Source organism: Candidatus Marinarcus aquaticus, assembly GCF_004116335.1.
Taxonomy (GTDB): domain Bacteria; phylum Campylobacterota; class Campylobacteria; order Campylobacterales; family Arcobacteraceae; genus Marinarcus; species Marinarcus aquaticus.
Window position 1 is genome coordinate 56,826 of record NZ_PDKN01000006.1, and the last position, 17,494, is coordinate 74,319.

The following is a 17,494-nucleotide window of genomic DNA, read 5'->3' on the forward strand; positions in this document are numbered from 1 at the left end:
CTTTAAAGCTCAAACCAATAAATAGAGAATCTCAAAAGATTCAATCACGACATCGTAAAAGACTCTCTATAAATTTTACAAAGGGAAAATATGCCAACTATCAATCAATTGATTAGAAAAGAGCGAAAAAAGGTGATTAAAAAATCTAAATCACCAGCACTAGAAAAATGTCCACAAAGACGAGGTGTATGTACAAGAGTATATACAACAACTCCTAAAAAACCTAACTCGGCTTTAAGAAAAGTTGCAAAAGTTAGATTAACAACGGGTTATGAAGTTATTTCATATATCGGTGGTGAGGGTCACAACTTACAAGAACACTCTATCGTATTAGTTAGAGGGGGAAGAGTTAAGGATTTACCTGGTGTTAAGTATCACATCGTTCGAGGTGCTTTAGATACAGCTGGTGTTGCAAACAGAACGGTTGCAAGATCTAAATATGGTACTAAAAGACCTAAGAAATAAGTAGAAGGATAAGAAAATGCGAAGAAGAAAAGCTCCAGTTAGAGAAATTATGGCTGATCCTATCTACAACAGTAAAGTGATCACAAAATTTATTAATGCAATTATGTTAGACGGTAAAAAATCAACTGCTCAAAAAATTATGTACGGTGCAATCGCTAACCTTGATGGTAGAGGTGAAGACGCGGGTATTGAACTGTTTGAAAAAGCACTTGAAAATGTTAAACCACTTTTAGAAGTTAAATCTAGAAGAGTTGGTGGGGCAACTTATCAAGTTCCTGTAGAAGTTCGACCAGTAAGAAGACAAACATTGGCTTTAAGATGGTTGGTTGATGCAGCTAGAAAAAGAAACGAAAGAACAATGGTTGAAAGACTTGCTAACGAACTATTCGAAGCAGCAAACGAAAGAGGTGCATCTTTCAAGAAGAAAGAAGACATGCATAGAATGGCTGAAGCAAATAAAGCATTTGCTCACTATAGATGGTAGGAATTACACATGGCTAGAAAAACACCACTCAGTAAAGTTAGAAACATTGGTATTGCTGCACACATTGATGCGGGTAAAACTACAACAACAGAAAGAATTTTATTCTACACGGGTGTATCACACAAAATCGGTGAGGTTCACGACGGTGCAGCTACAATGGACTGGATGGAGCAAGAGCAAGAGAGAGGTATTACAATTACTTCTGCTGCGACTACTTGTTTCTGGAAACACCCAAAGACTAATGACCAACTACAAATTAACATCATTGACACTCCAGGGCACGTTGACTTCACAATTGAAGTTGAGCGATCTATGAGGGTTCTTGATGGTGCAGTTGCAGTATTCTGTTCAGTTGGTGGAGTTCAACCACAATCTGAAACAGTTTGGAGACAAGCGAACAAATATAGAGTACCAAGAATGATTTTCGTTAATAAAATGGACCGAACAGGTGCAGATTTTTATAACGTTGAAAAACAAGTTGCTGAAAGATTAGGAGCTAACCCAGTTCCTGTTCAATTACCAATTGGTGCTGAAGAGAACTTCCAAGGTATTGTTGATTTAGTACAAATGAAAGCTATTGTTTGGGACGAAGATGCAGCAATGGGTTCAAGCTACCATGTTGAAGAGATTCCAGCAGATATGATGGATAAAGCGACTGAATACCGAGAAAAAATGGTTGAAGCAGCAGCTGAGGCTTCTGAAGAGTTAATGGAAAAATACTTTGAAGAGGGTGACTTATCTGAAGATGAAATCATTGCAGGTCTTAAAAAACAGTGTTTAGCAATGGCTATTACACCAATGACTTGTGGTACAGCATTTAAAAACAAAGGTGTTCAAACTTTACTTGATGCAGTTGCACTTTACTTACCAGCTCCAACTGAGGTTGCTGATATTCGAGGTGAGACTCAAGATGGTGAAGCTGTTATTGTTCCTTCTTCTGATGAAGGTGAAGTGGCAGCATTGGCATTTAAAATTATGACTGACCCATTTGTTGGACAGTTAACATTTACAAGAGTTTATAGAGGTGTATTACAATCTGGTACATACGTATATAACTCTACAAAAATGAAAAAAGAGAGAATCGGTCGATTACTTAAAATGCACTCAAACAACAGAGAAGAGATCACAGAGTTATATGCTGGTGAAATCGGTGCAGTTGTTGGTCTTAAATCGACAATTACAGGGGATACTTTAGCTAGTGAAAAAGATCCAGTTATCTTAGAAAGAATGGAATTCCCTGAGCCAGTTATCTCTGTTGCAGTTGAGCCAAAAACAAAAGCTGACCAAGAGAAAATGGGTATTGCTTTAGGTAAATTAGCTGAAGAGGATCCTTCATTTAGAGTTGCAACAGACGAAGAATCTGGACAAACTATTATCTCAGGAATGGGTGAGTTACACCTTGAAATTCTAGTTGATAGAATGAAAAGAGAGTTCAAAGTTGAAGCTGAAGTTGGTGCTCCACAAGTTGCATACAGAGAAACCATTAAAAATGCTGTTAACCAAGAGTACAAATATGCGAAACAATCTGGTGGTAAAGGTCAATACGGTCATGTATACTTAAAAATCGAGCCATTAGAGTCTGGTAGCGAAGAAAACTTTATTTTCAACAACGAAATTAAAGGTGGGGTTGTACCAAAAGAGTATATTCCTGCAGTTGAAAAAGGTTGTGCAGAAGCTATGGCTGGTGGTATCCTTGCTGGTTACCCAATGGTTGATATCTCTGTTACACTGTATGACGGTTCTTACCACGACGTGGATTCATCTGAAATGGCATTTAAATTGGCTGCTTCTATGGGATTCAAACAAGGGTGTAGAAGTGCTGCAGCAGACGCAGTTATCTTAGAGCCAATCATGAAAGTTGAAATCGAAACTCCAGAAGAGTACATGGGTGACGTTATTGGAGATTGTAACAAACGAAGAGGACAAGTTCAATCAATGGACGACAGAGCTGGTGTTAAATTAGTTACTGCAATGATTCCATTATCTGAAATGTTCGGTTACTCTACAGACTTAAGATCTATGTCTCAAGGTAGAGCAACATACTCTATGTTATTTGATTCATATTTAGAAGTTCCTAAAAACGTTTCTGAAGAAATCATCAAAAAGAGAAATGGTTAATAGCGTAAAATAAAAGCCAATTTCTTGGCTTTTATCGCTATTAACGAGCTTTTCGATGTTCCTTTTAGGAACCGAAAAGGTCCGGAAGGGCGTATGCTAACTTCACAGTTGGCGCGATAGAAAAGGGTGTGCGTTTAGCATGCCCTTTTTTAATGTTAAGTTTATTAACGAGCTTTTCGATGTTCTGGAAAGAACCGAAAAGGTCCGTTCCTTAGAAAAAGCTCAGCCGAAAGGCTGGGCTTTTTTACTTTAGAGTCAAGACAATTTCTTATGCTCTATGAACTTATTGTAGGTCATAAACTCTTCTTGGAACGGGACAATATAAGCTATCTTTTCAGATATATAAATCAATTCGTAAAGAAAATAATATTATAATATTAATATAAGTTATAAAATTATCAAAAATCACCATTTAAAAACATGAGATATTTAGAGGTTGTTTATCTAAACTTAGTTAGAATAGCCCTAAATTATGAGAAGAAAGAAGAGAAATGCGAAAAAGTGTATTATTGCTTTTATGTTTTGTAAGTTTGCACGCTACAACCATCAAAGAAGCAATCCAAAGCGCTTTAGTCAATAACCCAGAGATTCAATCCTTACAATCCAATATGAAGGCGTACAGGCTCTATGTCGATGAAGAACAAGGAAGTTATTTGCCTGTCATTTCACTGGATGCGTATTTAGAAGATAAGCAGACCATCAAAGAGTTTTATGACGGTCGAGATAAAACGGAATTGGATCAAAACGGTTATAATATTATGTTGATGCTTGACCAAACCATTTATGATGGAGGCTTAACCAATGCCAAAGTAAGTGAAGCAAAGTTCAATTATAACAAAACACGGATTGAAAATATTGCCAAAATTGAAGATGCAGTTTTTACGGTCACTGAGAGTTATTTGAACCTTGTAAAATATGAAGAGCTGGAACAATTGTCAAAAAATAACCTTGAAGTGCATGAAAACTACTTAACCATTGCACGAGACAGTGAAGCGGTCAGTGGTGAAGTGCTTGACAGGATTCAAGTGGAATCAAAACTGAGTTACGCACAATCTAAATATATTCAGATGAAAACCGACAAAGAGGGTGCAAAAAGTACCTTTGAAAAAATGACAGGACGAAAACCAGAAGGTTTTATTTGTAGACCCAATATTGATGCTTCAAAAGTGCCTGAATCTTTAAAAGAGAGCATCAATGCAAGCTTGAAATTTAATTATGATATCTTGGCGCAAGTGGAAGCTTTGAATGCTCAACGAGAGGTTTTAAACCAAGAGAAGTCTCGATTTTTGCCGGTGCTTTCTGTGCAATTGTCTGAAGAGATTGATAAAGAGTTGGAAGATGAGGGAATAAAATCAACAATCACCAGTGCAAAGTTAAAGTTGAGTTATACGCTTTTTAATGGTTTTAAAGATAAAGCGGTGTATGAGCGAGAGCGAATCTTCTTAAAAGAGTCGCAAGAGGTGTTAGATGATACGACCAATGCGGTTATTGAGCAGGTCAAGATTGCCTATAATACTTATGTGAATACACAAGAAAAAGTACAATACCTTAAAACCTATGTAGCAAAAAATAAAGAGATTCTTAAAATCTATAAAGAGCAGTTCTTGGGTGGAACACGAACCTTTATTGATATTTTAAATAATGAAGCAGAACTTTTCAGAGCCAAAACAGAACTCATAGAAGAGCAGTTTACAATGTACACGGCGTATTACCAACTTATGATGCTCTCAAGTCGATTGAGTGATACGATTGTCGCTACACAAACACAAGAGTGTCAAAAAATTGAAGTGGACACTGAAGAGGCGCTTTCAATGGATCAATTAGGTTCAACAGAGAATGAATTGGAAGGGTTATTGCAAGAGAGTGTGGGGAATAAAGGCAGTGATGATCTTTCTGGTTTATTGCAAGAAAAACCTGAACCTGTTGTGAATGAAGAGGAGCAAAAAGAGCTTCAAATCAATGAGATGCTTGATAATTTAATGAATGAAATCTATGAAGGTAAAAAAGAGAAATCAACACTTCAACCTGAAGAGAATAAAGCCTTTAAAGAGCAAATGAAAGAGTTTAATATCGATTTGACCAATGATACATCTTTGTCAAGTACAATATTGCGAAAGCATCGTGTATACTCACTTAAAGATGTGATTTCAAAGAAAAAAGGTGAATATTATACGATTATTTTAGCAACGGTTAATCCAAGTTTGAATTATGAAAAATTCATCGAGGATAACAATATTAAACACAATGCCGTGGCGTATCGCTTTGGACAAAAAGATAAGTATGTTAAAATTATTTATGGAGCATATAAAACATATGAAGATGCTTTTGACTCATTGATAAAACTCGATACCAATCTTTTAGCCAATAAGCCTTATGTCGAGAGAGTAGATAAACACATCAGACTTTTTTATAAATACAGTAATGTGATTGAGGAATAACTGTGGAAACAACAAATAACGAAGAATTGAATAAAGAACTTGATAATATGGCTGATATCCGAAACACGGATACTCTTTTAGAGTGTCTGCTGTTTCTTTCAAAATATCATGAACGTCCAGCTTCTGCTGAATCTTTAATTTCAGGACTTGCTGTATATAACACTGTAATGAATCCAAGAATGTTCACTCAATCGGCAAAAAGAATAGGCCTGATTACAAAAACAGTCAAACGTGATATTAAAGACATCTCTAAACTGGCATTGCCCTCTGTGATGATGTTGGGCAGCGATAAATCATGTGTGCTTCTTGATTTGGATTTAAAAAAGAATGAAGCGTTGGTGATGATGCCTGAAGTAAGTCTGGGTGAAACCAAAATCAGTATTGATGAACTTGAAAAGTTATACAATGGATATTTATTGGTCATTAAACCTGCGTATAATTTTGATAACCGACTCTCACGTGAAATCTCTGTAAAACAGCCTAAAAAATGGTTCTGGGGAACCATGCGACGAAATAAACCTATTTATATCAAAGTAGCCATTGCTGCATTGGTCATTAACATGTTTATTTTAGCCACACCTCTTTTTACCATGAATGTATATGACCGAGTTTTACCTAATAATGCCTTGGATACACTGTGGGTATTGGCCATTGGTATTTTAGTGGTGATGGTGTTTGACTTTATACTTAAACTTTTACGAGCTCATTTTATTGAAATTGCAGGAAAACGTGCAGATATTACAATGTCCAGTAAAATTTTCGACCAACTTTTGAACATACGACTGGACGCTAAACCCGCTTCAACAGGACAATTTGTAAGCCGATTACAAGGGTTTGAAAGTGTACGTGAGTTCTTTACCAGTGCCACGGTCGCAACGGTGGTAGATTTACCATTTATTGTGATTTTTATTGCCATTATCTTCTTTATTGGTGGCCCTATTGGGTACATCTCAATTTTTACGGTGTTTATCGCATTTGCGTTCTCATATTATATGCAAAAACCCATCAAAGATACGGTGGCTAAATCTTCTAAAGAGGATCAAATCAAACAAACGACACTGACTGAAACGGTTGCAGGTTTGGAGATTATTAAAAGTGTTCGAGCACAAAATCGTATGCGAACACACTGGGAAAACTCGATTAATCAAACTTCATATTTTGGTAAAAAAGCACACTATCTGTCACAAGTGGTTACCTTTTTTACAGCCTTTATCTCTCAGTTTTCAAATATTGCAGTGGTAATTGTAGGCGTCTATTTAGCCAGTGAAGGGGAGATGACCATGGGTGCCATTATTGCATCTATGATGTTAAATGGTCGTGTTATTGCTCCTGTTTCACAAATTGTGGGAATGATCATACGTTTAGACAGAACGATGTTATCATTAAATAATATTGATGAGATTATGAACATGCCAGTAGAGCGAAACGATGCACAACGATATTTAAGTCGACCAGACTTAAGTGGGGATATTCAGTTTAAAGACATCACTTTTTCATATAAGGGGAAGAACTTTGATGTACTTAAAAACTTGAATATTACCATTAAAGAGGGTGAAAAAGTAGGAATTATTGGAAAGATTGGTTCCGGAAAATCAACACTGTGGAAACTCTTGATGAACTTGTATGAACCAACACGAGGTTCGATTTTAATTGATAAAACCGATATTCGACAAATTGACCCAGTGGATTTACGACGAGCGATTGGGTGTGTGCCACAAGAGGCTTTTTTGTTTATGGGAACAGTAAAAGATAACATTACCATTGGGGAGCAGTTTGCAACCGATGAACAGATTTTAAAAGCAGCCAAAATTGCTGGAGTACATGACTTCTTAGGAAAACATGATGCTGGGTATGACTTGATTGTGGGTGAGAGAGGTGAAGGTTTAAGTGGAGGTGAACGACAATCCATTACACTTGCACGTGCCCTTTTAACCGACCCTAAAATCTTGATTTTGGATGAACCAACCAATTCAATGGACGGGCAAACTGAAGAGGCATTTAAACGTCGAATGAAAGAGATAGTCAAAGATAAAACGTTGATTTTAGTGACACATCGTCCATCTGTACTCTCCTTGGTTGACCGTTTAATTGTCATGGATGATGGAAAAGTCATTGCTGATGGTTCAAAAGAAGAAGTGCTTAAAGTACTCTCTGGCAATAAGAAAAAAGGGTAAGTCATGTCAACATCTGATATAAACTTTGTGCATTCACTTCATGCACAAGCCAATGCACGAGTGAATAAGAATTATGATTTGTTATTTATATTTATTATCAGTTTTTTTGTCATTTTTGTTTTATGGGCAGCTTTTGCTGAGATTGATGAACTCGCACGAGGAGAGGGGAAAGTTATCCCTTCTGAAAAGATTCAAACGGTTCAAAATCTTGATGGAGGAATTGTATCAGAGATTTTGGTTAAAGAGGGTGTGCATGTCTCTAAAGGGCAATCGTTAATGCGAATTGACACAACACGTTTTCAAGCATCTTTACAAGAGAATCGACAACTTTATTGGAAAAATTTGGTCAGTAAAATAAGATTAGAAGCAGAATACGCGCTTAATCCAAAACGACCCATTAAACCTTTAGAGTTCAGTGATGAGTTACAAAAGAATGCCGCAAATTTTATATCCAATGAGATTAAGCTTTATACCACTCAAGTAGAAGAGTTTAGAAACTCTTTGAAAGTCTTAGAGACACAACTGGCACAAAAGGTACAAGAGTTGGTTGAACAAAAAAGCAAACTCAAACAACTTAAAGGGAAACAAGAGCTTGTAAAAGAGGAGTATGAGACAGTTGAACGACTTGTTAAATCAGGTTCTAAGTCTAAGATTGAGCTTATTACGATTAAAAAAGACCTCAATGCCATTGATGGTGAAGTAGAAGCAACAGAGCTCTCTATACCAAGAATTGAATTCTCTATTCAAGAAGCCAAAAATAAAATTCTTGAAAAGCTTGAAAATTTCAAAGGGGAAGTGGCAAAAGAGCTTCAAACAGTGAATGCCGATGTTAAAAAGTATGAATCGATTTTGGTTTCTGAAAAAGATAAATTGGATAAAACCGAAGTTAAATCACCCGTTGATGGATTTATTAAAACAATTAATATAAATACAATTGGGGGTGTTGTAAAATCAGGAATGGATTTAATAGAGATTGTGCCTGATTCAGACATTTTGTTAGTAGAAGCAAAAATTGACCCTAAAGATATTGCTTTTATCAACCCAAGTTTGAAAGCGATTGTAAAAATCACAGCGTATGACTTCTCTATTTATGGTGGATTAGAGGGCGAGATTATTGAAATCTCTGCGGATTCTATTGTGGATAAAGAGAGTAAAGATCAAAAGAGTTACTATAAAGTGGTTGTAAAAACCAATAAAAATTATTTGGAAAAAAATGGAGAGAAATTGCCCATTATTCCAGGTATGATTGCCAGTGTGGATATTGTAACGGGGCAAAAAACGATTTTGGATTTTTTACTCAAACCTATTTTAAAAACAAAACAGAATGCATTGCATGAAAGATAGGAATGAAAACAACCAAATCGAATGAAAAACTGCCCAGCGTCAGACAAGCAGGGATTGTTTTAAAACCAAGCTCACCTGAAGTCAAAGAGACGTATGAGATGATAAAGCTTGCTTTTATGCATGCTGATATTGCTGTACAACTTGAAGCCAGCAGTGCAAAAATGATTGGTGAGGACAACGGGGTCGATTTTCAAACACTGTGTAAAAACTCTGATTTTCTGGTCTCAGTTGGCGGTGATGGAACTTTAATTTCGGTGGTTCGACGAAGCTTTGAGTATGGCTTACCGGTACTTGGAATTCATTTAGGAACCTTGGGCTTCTTAACAGACATCATGCCTGAAGAGTTACCAAAATTTTTAGAAAAACTTAAAAATGATCAGTACCGAATTGATAATCGAATGATGATAAAAGGCAGTGCCAATTTAAAAAGTTTTGTGGCATTCAATGATATTGTCATTTCTCGAAAATCGATTTCAAATATGCTGAGAGTGGATGCGAAGATTGATGGGCGTCTTTTTAACAGCTATTATGGTGATGGTTTGATTATCTCAACTCCAACGGGTTCAACAGCGTATAACCTCTCTGCAGGTGGTCCGGTGGTCTTTCCATTAACCGATGCTTTTATTGTAACACCTGTAGCACCTCACAGTTTAACGCAACGCCCTTTGGTTTTGCCTGTGGATTTTGAAATAGAGTTTCATGTGACTGACAGTTTAGGTGCTGTGGTGATTGTGGATGGCCAAGATATCTATGAGATTGAACAAGATGAGAGCATTAAAATTCAGATTGCTTCAACCAAAGCCAAGTTGATTCACCGACAAGAGAGAAATTATTTTGAAGTTTTAAATAAAAAACTTCAATGGGGAAATTAAGCGTATGATTAACCGAGTATATATTGAAGACTTTTTATCGTTTAAAAGTGTAGAGTTGGAGTTAAACAAAGGACTCATTGTTTTTACAGGTCCCAGTGGAGCCGGTAAATCGATCTTGATGGATGCTTTGCTCTCTTTGTTTGCTTATAAAGAGTTTCGAGCTTCAATGGGAGAAGTGCTCATCGAAAATGCACACATTGAAGATGAAGCGTTTATGCTTGATAATGATGATGATATCATCATTAAAGCAACCAAAAAAGATAAAGTGCGATACTTTTTAAATAACCAAACCGTGTCCAAAAAGAATCTCTTTGAGTTTTCAAAACGTTTTGTAAAATTTTTGCATGTCAAAGACACCAGTGATTTTGAAAGTGCAAAGTTGGTCTCTTTTTTAGACCACTATTTGCAACTCAATGACAAAGAGTTTAGTGTATTTAAAGAAGAGTTTAATGTAACATTTACAGAGTATAAACAGGCACTTGTAAGGCTTAAAAAGATTGAAGAAGATGAAGCCAAAATTGAAGACTTAAAAGAGTTTACCAAGTTTGAGATAGAGAAAATTGCTTCAGTAGACCCAAAAGTAGAAGAGTATGAAGAGTTAAGTGCTCTTAAAAGAAACCTCTCTTCAAAAGATAAAATCCAAGAAGCCATCACAAAAGCGTCTGATATATTCAGCAATGCGGCACATGTATCATACGCTTTAGAACTGCTTGAAATTGACAGCAGTTTTTTTGATGAAGCAATCAATGAAGTCAATAACCAGTTTGAAAAGTTTAATGACTCCTTAGGTGAGCTTGAAGAGCTCGATATTGAGTATGTGCTTGATAGAATCGAAAAACTTTCAAGCTTACAAAAAAAGTTTGGTTCCATACAAGAAGCGTTGGATTATAAAGTTCAAAAAGAGAAAGAGCTTGAAGAGTATGAGAATATCTCATTTGAAAAGTCTCAACTGCAAAAGAGATATACACTTCTTCATGAACAAATCACACAATTGGCTCAAACACTCACTTCTAAAAGAGAAGTAGCAGCAAAAAGTATTGAACTTAAAATCAATGATTACTTAAAATATTTGTATTTAAGTAATGCTACGATTCATTTTCAAAAAAAAGAGTTGGATGAATCAGGGGCAGATGTGATTTCATTTGAGCTTAACGGAGTCAACCTAGATACCATAAGTTCAGGGGAATTTAACCGTCTACGACTGGCACTGTTAACGACTATCAGTGAGTTTGAGATGGGTGAAAAAGGGATTTTGTTTTTAGATGAGATTGATGCCAATTTAAGTGGGAAAGAGAGCAAAGCCATTGCCACAGTGTTGACTAAACTCTCACAGAGCTATCAGATTTTTGCCATTTCTCATCAACCACAACTCACTTCTACGGCACATCAGCACTTCTTTGTGGATAAACACAATGGTGAGTCTCATGTTAAAGCATTGAACCATGAGGAACGAATCAATGAAATTGCTCGTATGATCAGTGGTGAAAACATCACCAAAGAGGCAAAAGAGTTTGCTTCGAATCTGCTCAACGAAGCTTAGATTATCTTGTCTGTATTGAGTTTGGATTCAATGCAGATTTCATCCTCTTCTTCAGTGATAAAAAAAGTGTGCATTTGACAGCTTTTTTGCTTTAAAATGGCACACTTTTTTTGGGCATTTTGCATGGCCAATTCTTTTGAAGGCAACTCTGCCTCTTTGGAAAGACTGAGTCTTTTAGTACAGTTACATTCTCGTATTATGGTGACTTTCATACCCGTATCGTAGCATGAAAATAGCTTTAGTTTCAAAAAAGATTAAAGTTGTGTAAAAATCGTGTCATTCCTTGACTTTTAAGTATGAGTACAGCTAAAATGAATAGCCAGATTATTTCATTTTACGGTGTATTAGGAGGAAAGTGTGCTCAGTAACGTATCTATAAAACTTAAATTAACAATATTAGCATTAGCTGCTATTATTATTGTTTCTCTAGTTGTTGCAGCCAACACAATTTATTCGATAAAACAACTCTCAGCAGAGAATATCGAAAGCTTTAAAAAAGAAGCATATGCTAAAAAAGAAGCGGAACTTAAAAACTATGTCTCTTTAGCAATGAAAACCGTTGACTCTTTTTACCAAAGAACTTCAAAAGAGAAAGTTAAACTGGAAGTTCAAGCTTACTTAAAAGAACAAACAGGATTTATTATGTCCATTATAGAGGGAGAATACAACCAATATAATGGAAAAATGTCAACACCTGAATTGAAAAAAAGAATCGTCAATATCGTTAAAGCTACACGATATGGTGAATCGGGGTATTTTTGGATTAATGATACCGATTCAGTGATTGTTATGCACCCCATTAAACCCCAACTTGATGGGAAAGATTTGTACAATTTCAAAGATAAAAATGGAAAACAAATCTTTAAAGAGTTCTCTGATGTTGCAAAACAGAAGGGAGAAGGGTATGTTGATTATGTATGGCCAAAGCCAGGATTTGAAAAACCACAAGATAAAGTTTCATTTGTAAAACTCTTTAAACCCTTTAATTGGGTTGTAGGAACAGGTGAATATGTTGATAACGTAACAGCCAAACTTCAAGAAGAGGCTTTAAAAACAATTTCAGAGATGAGATATGGGAAAGATGGGTATTTTTGGATCAATGATTCTGAACCAAAAATGATTATGCACCCTATGAAACCTGCTTTAAATGGAAAGAATCTTTCAAAATCGAAAGACCCAAATGGAAAATTTTTATTTAATGAGATGGTGAAAGTAACCTCTGCAAATCCGCAGGGAGGGCTGGTTGAGTACATGTGGCCAAAACCAGGCAAAGAGAAGCCTCAACCTAAATTTTCTTATGTACAAAAATTTGCGCAATGGGATTGGATCATTGGTACAGGTGAGTATGTTGATAACATTGAAGAAGAGATTCTGGCAATGGAGAATAAAACACAAAACCAAATTGCTCATATCGTTACTTTGATTTTAGGAATTACGATAGCTTCTATTGTATTGTTGTATTTTATTTTCAATTATTTAGTGAAAAAAGCCATCATCAAACCACTTGAAGAGCTGGATGATGGAATCCAATTCTTGATTACGCATCCTGAAGAGAGAACCAATGGCATTAAGAAAATTTATGATGATGAGATTGGAAAAATCATTGACAGCTTTAATGGTTATTTAGAAAACTTAAAACGAAATGCACTTCAAGATGAAAAAGTCATAGCTGAAGTTGAAGATGTTATTTCTAAAGTGAATAATGGATTCTATGTCTATAAAGTACATCAAACATCTGATAATCCACAAGTGAAAAAATTGCGTGATTCCATCAATAATATGATTGAAAAAACCAATGAAAAACTTGAAGAGATTAACAACATTCTTGTGGAGTATGGGAACTCTAAGTTTGATTATACGGTTTCTGACAAAGAGCATCACAGTGCCAATGGTATCATTGGTTCAATTGCAACCAGTACATCCTTTATTGGAAACACGGTTTCTGAATTTTTAGCGATGATTACAACCAGTGGTCGAAAATTGAACTCGGATACGGGTATTTTAAGTCAAGAAGTGAATAAATTAGCCACTTCAGCAAATGAACAAGCGGCATCGTTAGAGCAAACAGCTGCTGCGTTAGAGCAAATTACTGGTAATATCCGACAAAGCAGTGAAAATGTAAGTCGTATGTCTTCATTGGCACATGATTTAACCAACTCAGCAACCACAGGGGAATCACTTGCAACAAAAACAACGCAAGCGATGGAAGATATTGATACACAAGTCAGCTCAATCAATGATGCCATTACGGTTATTGACCAAATTGCTTTTCAAACCAATATTCTATCTTTGAATGCGGCGGTTGAAGCAGCCACTGCAGGAGAAGCTGGAAAAGGGTTTGCTGTGGTTGCGCAAGAAGTACGTAACTTGGCTTCAAGAAGTGCTGAAGCAGCTAAAGAGATTAAAGCCATTGTTGAAAATGCGACGCTTAAAGCCAATGAAGGTAAACACATTGCCAATGATATGATCTCAGGTTATGAGGACTTAAACAGTAAAATTGGTGAAACCATTGGTCTGATTTCAGATGTATCAACAGCCAGTAAAGAACAAGAAGCAGGTATCATTCAAATCAATGATGCGATTAATGCTTTAGACCGAGCAACGCAAGTCAATGCTGCATCAGCCAATGAAATCAGTTCATTAACTGAAGGGGTTCGAAAACTCTCTACAGATTTAAATGCGATTGCACAACGAGCAAGTTTTAACCAAAATAAAGAGAAACAGATTTGTGATATTGACTTGGTCTTTAAAATTTCAAAAATTAAAAACGACCATATCTCATTTAAAGATGTGAATTTTGCAAAAGTAGGGGATCAAAACGCACCTGCATGGAAAGTATCAACGTGCACTGAGTGTCACTTTGGTCAATGGATTGATCAAGAAGAAGCTAAAGGAACATCCTTTACTAAATCACAAAATTGGAAAACGATGAAAGAGTTCCATGAGTGTGTGCATAAAAAAGTGCAAGAGTACATCAATGAGAATGCAAACAAAGCATCAAATGAGAAACTCGCTGAAATTTCTAAAGAGGTTGAAGTTTGTACAGCTAAACTCTTTGAGTGTTTAGATCAAATCAAAGCAGAATATTGCAGTAGTGTGAATAAAAACAGTAACAAAGTGGTTAAAGAGGTCAACGATGTTAAAGAGACGAAAGAGGTAAAAAAACCGACTTCAAGTGCATCAAAACCGCAACCCGTAACAAAAAGTGAAGCACCTGTAAAAGAGCAAGTGAAAAAAGAGGTTGTAAAACCTTCAAAACCTGAAGTCATCACTTCAAAAGCAAAAGACGATGATGAGTGGGAGAGTTTTTAAACTCTTCTGCTTTGCTTGCTTAATCCAACCTTTCTTTTTTAAATAAACTGCCGACACTATTTTTTATAGACTTTTTTTTGATATAATTGCGAAAACTTATAACTGATTATAAACTATTTAGAGGAATTACAGATTGAATAAAATAGAATTATTAAGCCCTGCTGGAAATTTAGAAAAACTTAAAATTGCGTTTGCTTATGGAGCAGATGCTGTATATGGTGGGGTGAGTCACTTCAGTTTACGAATTCGAAGTGGAAAAGAGTTTACCTTTGAAAGTTTTAAAGAAGGGATTGATTATGCGCACAGTTTAGGTAAAAAAGTCTATGCAACGATCAATGGTTTTCCTTTTAACTCACAAATTGATTTATTGAAAAAACACATTGTGCAAATGGCAGAACTCAAACCTGATGCACTTATTGTGGCTGCTCCTGGGGTAGTAAAATTGTGTCGTGAATTAGCACCTGATATTCCAATTCATCTTTCAACACAAGCCAATGTAATGAACTATTTGGATGCACAAGTCTATTATGACATGGGCGTACGAAGAATCATTGCTGCACGTGAAATCAGTCTTAAAGATATCAAAGAGATAAAAAAACAATTGCCAGATATGGAGATAGAAATTTTTGTACACGGTTCAATGTGTTTTGCCTATTCTGGACGATGTTTGGTCAGTGCTGTGCAAATGGGACGCGTTCCAAATCGAGGAAGTTGTGCCAATGATTGTCGTTTCCAATACACACTTTATGCAGCCAATGAAGACCATGGAACACTCTTTCGACTTGAAGAAGAACCAGGGGTAGGGACTTATATTTTTAATGCCAAAGATATGAATCTGGCTTCTCATGTGGATGAAATTTTAGCTTCGGATGCTGTGGATTCTATTAAAATTGAAGGGAGAACAAAATCCCCTTACTATGCAGCGGTAACTGCGTATACCTACAGACAAGCCATTGATGATTATTATAACAATGCTTTTGATGCTTCAAAGTATCAACAAGAGTTGGCCACTACAAAAAACAGAGGCTTTACCGATGCGTATTTGATTCACAGGCCATTTGATAAAATGGATTCACAAAATCATGACTATGCTTTAAGTAAAGGAAGTTTTGAAGTCAGTGGTCTTGTCACTGAAGATGAAATGCATTTCATGTGTAAGTATAAAACTTATCCCAATGAAGCGATTGAAATCTTTGCTCCATTGAACAGTGAGATTGAAACTTGTGATAATGAAATTGGTTCAATTTTCCAAGGTGAAGATGGAAAATATTACGTGAAATTTAAAAAGATTTTGACTGAAACGAATAAAGAGTTGGAGTCTGTTCATAGTGGAAACACCAATAAAATCCAACTGCCAGGGAAATTGCCATATCTGACGATGCTTCGAGTTGAAAATGATGAAGAGGAAGCGTGCTGTAACTGATGATATTCTTTCGTGTAAGCAATAATGTCAACATCAAAATCACCGATGGCAGTTTGGTTGTTTATAAAAAGATCAAACAAGCATCACTTTTGGACAATGAAGAGATATATTGTACAACGTATGAAGATTTTTTGGACATTGAAAAAGTGTTTGCACGTATTGATGAGAGTTACAAAGCACGTATTTTAGATGAGAATAAAGTTCGACAGATTGACTCTTTTCCTATTGAGTTGGGATTGAGCAATCAAAATGAATTTAAACGCATTAAGGCATTTGAAATAGCAACCCAAAAGGCGCATTTTCTTAATGAAACGCTTAAAAATGAGAGTTGCTCTTTGTTTTTACAAACGCAACAAAAAGCCATTTTACATACACAACTTACAAAAGAGGCAACTGAAATTTCAGTTGCCATTATTGGAGGAGTGGGACGTGATATTGGAGAAATGGTTGCTTCCATACCTGCCTTGCGTATTTTATATGAAGAGCTTAAAACAGTATACAATGAGGTGAAAATAGACATCTATTTAAATGCTTCCTCAAACAGCTACTATTCACGAGATAAAGAGATTTTGTCTGAACTTGCATTTATTCATTCTATTCAACCGTTGTCATTGAGTTTTAAAACATTTTGCAGTTATGATTATTATATTGACAACAGCTTGATATCACATCAATGTTTTTATGATGAATTGCCCTATGTGGATGCCTATTTACATAAATTTGGTTTGGATTATCAAAATATAAAACAATACAGAAAACACAATGAAATCAGTTTAAAAAACTATGCAATTAAAATGGAGTTGAATGAAAAACTTCTCTCTTTAAAAAAACAACATAAACTGCTCTTATTTCACCCTTTTTCAGCGCATAACAAACGCAGTATTCCCATAGAACTTTCTAAAAAAATTTTAAAAAAAGTACTCTTAAGGGCTGAAGATTATATGGTGGTCACGTTATTGGATGTTGAAGGGGTGAAAGCGAATAATTATGTCAATTTAACCAAGTACTCAAAGTCTTTTAGAGATTTTGCGTATATTATCTCGCAAATGGATAGAATTTTGACCGTGGATACGGCCACGTATCATATTGCTGAAGCCTTTTTTATCCCAACCTTGGTGATGTTCAGTAATGATAAAATGGAACAACGGCTTGCTTATTATGAACACGTTAAAGGTATTGAAGTCAAAGACAAAACCAAACCACTTTCAAAGTTTATTTTTGAAAATGAAAAACTCAATTTATACCATTTTGATAACTGGCAGAGTTTAAAAGTGGGTAAGGTAATGAAGTTATTAGAAAAAATTGGATAAAATGGCGAAATTAT

Annotated in this window: 11 protein-coding genes and 1 pseudogene; 11 read left to right on the forward strand and 1 reads right to left on the reverse strand. The window is 35.7% G+C overall.

Going from position 1 to position 17,494, the window contains the following annotated elements; translation table 11 throughout:
* The first annotated feature begins 90 nt into the window (after positions 1-90).
* From rpsL to CRV04_RS09290, 8 genes are all read left to right on the forward strand, one after another.
* The gene (gene rpsL, locus CRV04_RS09255) at positions 91-465 is read left to right on the forward strand and encodes a 30S ribosomal protein S12 (protein WP_128996563.1); all 375 of its coding nucleotides are present in this window, start codon (positions 91-93) and stop codon (positions 463-465) included.
* A 16-nt stretch (positions 466-481) separates the two neighbouring features.
* Positions 482-949: a 30S ribosomal protein S7 gene (gene rpsG, locus CRV04_RS09260; RefSeq protein ID WP_128996564.1), complete on the forward strand. Its 468-nt coding sequence runs from the start codon at positions 482-484 to the stop codon at positions 947-949.
* Positions 950-958: 9 nt separating this feature from the next.
* Positions 959-3,067, forward strand: a complete 2,109-nt coding sequence (gene fusA / locus CRV04_RS09265) for an elongation factor G (RefSeq protein WP_128996565.1) — start codon at positions 959-961, stop codon at positions 3,065-3,067.
* 491 nt (positions 3,068-3,558) lie between these two features.
* Positions 3,559-5,505: a TolC family protein gene (locus CRV04_RS09270; RefSeq protein ID WP_128996566.1), complete on the forward strand. Its 1,947-nt coding sequence runs from the start codon at positions 3,559-3,561 to the stop codon at positions 5,503-5,505.
* A 2-nt stretch (positions 5,506-5,507) separates the two neighbouring features.
* Positions 5,508-7,679, forward strand: a complete 2,172-nt coding sequence (locus tag CRV04_RS09275) for a type I secretion system permease/ATPase (RefSeq protein WP_228126522.1) — start codon at positions 5,508-5,510, stop codon at positions 7,677-7,679.
* Positions 7,680-7,682: 3 nt separating this feature from the next.
* On the forward strand, positions 7,683-9,023 hold the full coding sequence (locus CRV04_RS09280) for an HlyD family type I secretion periplasmic adaptor subunit (protein ID WP_128996567.1): 1,341 nt from the start codon (positions 7,683-7,685) through the stop codon (positions 9,021-9,023).
* A 2-nt stretch (positions 9,024-9,025) separates the two neighbouring features.
* A complete protein-coding gene (locus CRV04_RS09285) occupies positions 9,026-9,895 on the forward strand; it encodes an NAD(+)/NADH kinase (RefSeq protein WP_128996568.1) in 870 nt (289 codons plus the stop codon).
* Between the two features lie 4 nt (positions 9,896-9,899).
* A complete protein-coding gene (locus tag CRV04_RS09290; RefSeq protein ID WP_128996569.1) occupies positions 9,900-11,435 on the forward strand; it encodes an AAA family ATPase in 1,536 nt (511 codons plus the stop codon).
* Here the strand turns inward: CRV04_RS09290 and CRV04_RS09295 are convergent.
* Entirely contained in the window at positions 11,432-11,647 is a 216-nt protein-coding gene (locus CRV04_RS09295; protein ID WP_128996570.1) for a hypothetical protein, read from the reverse strand. The genes CRV04_RS09290 and CRV04_RS09295 overlap by 4 nt on opposite strands.
* Positions 11,648-11,792: 145 nt before the next feature.
* On the opposite strand from CRV04_RS09295, the pseudogene CRV04_RS09300 reads away from it, so the two are divergent.
* The 3 genes and pseudogenes from CRV04_RS09300 to CRV04_RS09310 all read left to right on the forward strand — a co-directional run.
* A pseudogene (locus tag CRV04_RS09300) lies at positions 11,793-14,099 on the forward strand (methyl-accepting chemotaxis protein); the annotation flags it as partial.
* Between the two features lie 781 nt (positions 14,100-14,880).
* A complete protein-coding gene (locus CRV04_RS09305) occupies positions 14,881-16,170 on the forward strand; it encodes a peptidase U32 family protein (protein WP_128996572.1) in 1,290 nt (429 codons plus the stop codon).
* The gene (locus tag CRV04_RS09310) at positions 16,170-17,480 is read left to right on the forward strand and encodes a glycosyltransferase family 9 protein (protein ID WP_128996573.1); all 1,311 of its coding nucleotides are present in this window, start codon (positions 16,170-16,172) and stop codon (positions 17,478-17,480) included. Before CRV04_RS09305 ends, CRV04_RS09310 begins: the two co-directional genes overlap by 1 nt.
* Positions 17,481-17,494 lie beyond the last annotated feature (14 nt).

Coding starts and splice junctions, on each gene's coding strand:
- rpsL (WP_128996563.1), top strand. CDS start 91: ATGCCAACTATCAATCAATTGATTAGAAAAGAGCGAAAAAAGGTGATT.
- rpsG (WP_128996564.1), top strand. CDS start 482: ATGCGAAGAAGAAAAGCTCCAGTTAGAGAAATTATGGCTGATCCTATC.
- fusA (WP_128996565.1), top strand. CDS start 959: ATGGCTAGAAAAACACCACTCAGTAAAGTTAGAAACATTGGTATTGCT.
- CRV04_RS09270 (WP_128996566.1), top strand. CDS start 3,559: ATGCGAAAAAGTGTATTATTGCTTTTATGTTTTGTAAGTTTGCACGCT.
- CRV04_RS09280 (WP_128996567.1), top strand. CDS start 7,683: ATGTCAACATCTGATATAAACTTTGTGCATTCACTTCATGCACAAGCC.
- CRV04_RS09285 (WP_128996568.1), top strand. CDS start 9,026: ATGAAAACAACCAAATCGAATGAAAAACTGCCCAGCGTCAGACAAGCA.
- CRV04_RS09290 (WP_128996569.1), top strand. CDS start 9,900: ATGATTAACCGAGTATATATTGAAGACTTTTTATCGTTTAAAAGTGTA.
- CRV04_RS09295 (WP_128996570.1), bottom strand. CDS start 11,647: ATGAAAGTCACCATAATACGAGAATGTAACTGTACTAAAAGACTCAGT.
- CRV04_RS09310 (WP_128996573.1), top strand. CDS start 16,170: ATGATATTCTTTCGTGTAAGCAATAATGTCAACATCAAAATCACCGAT.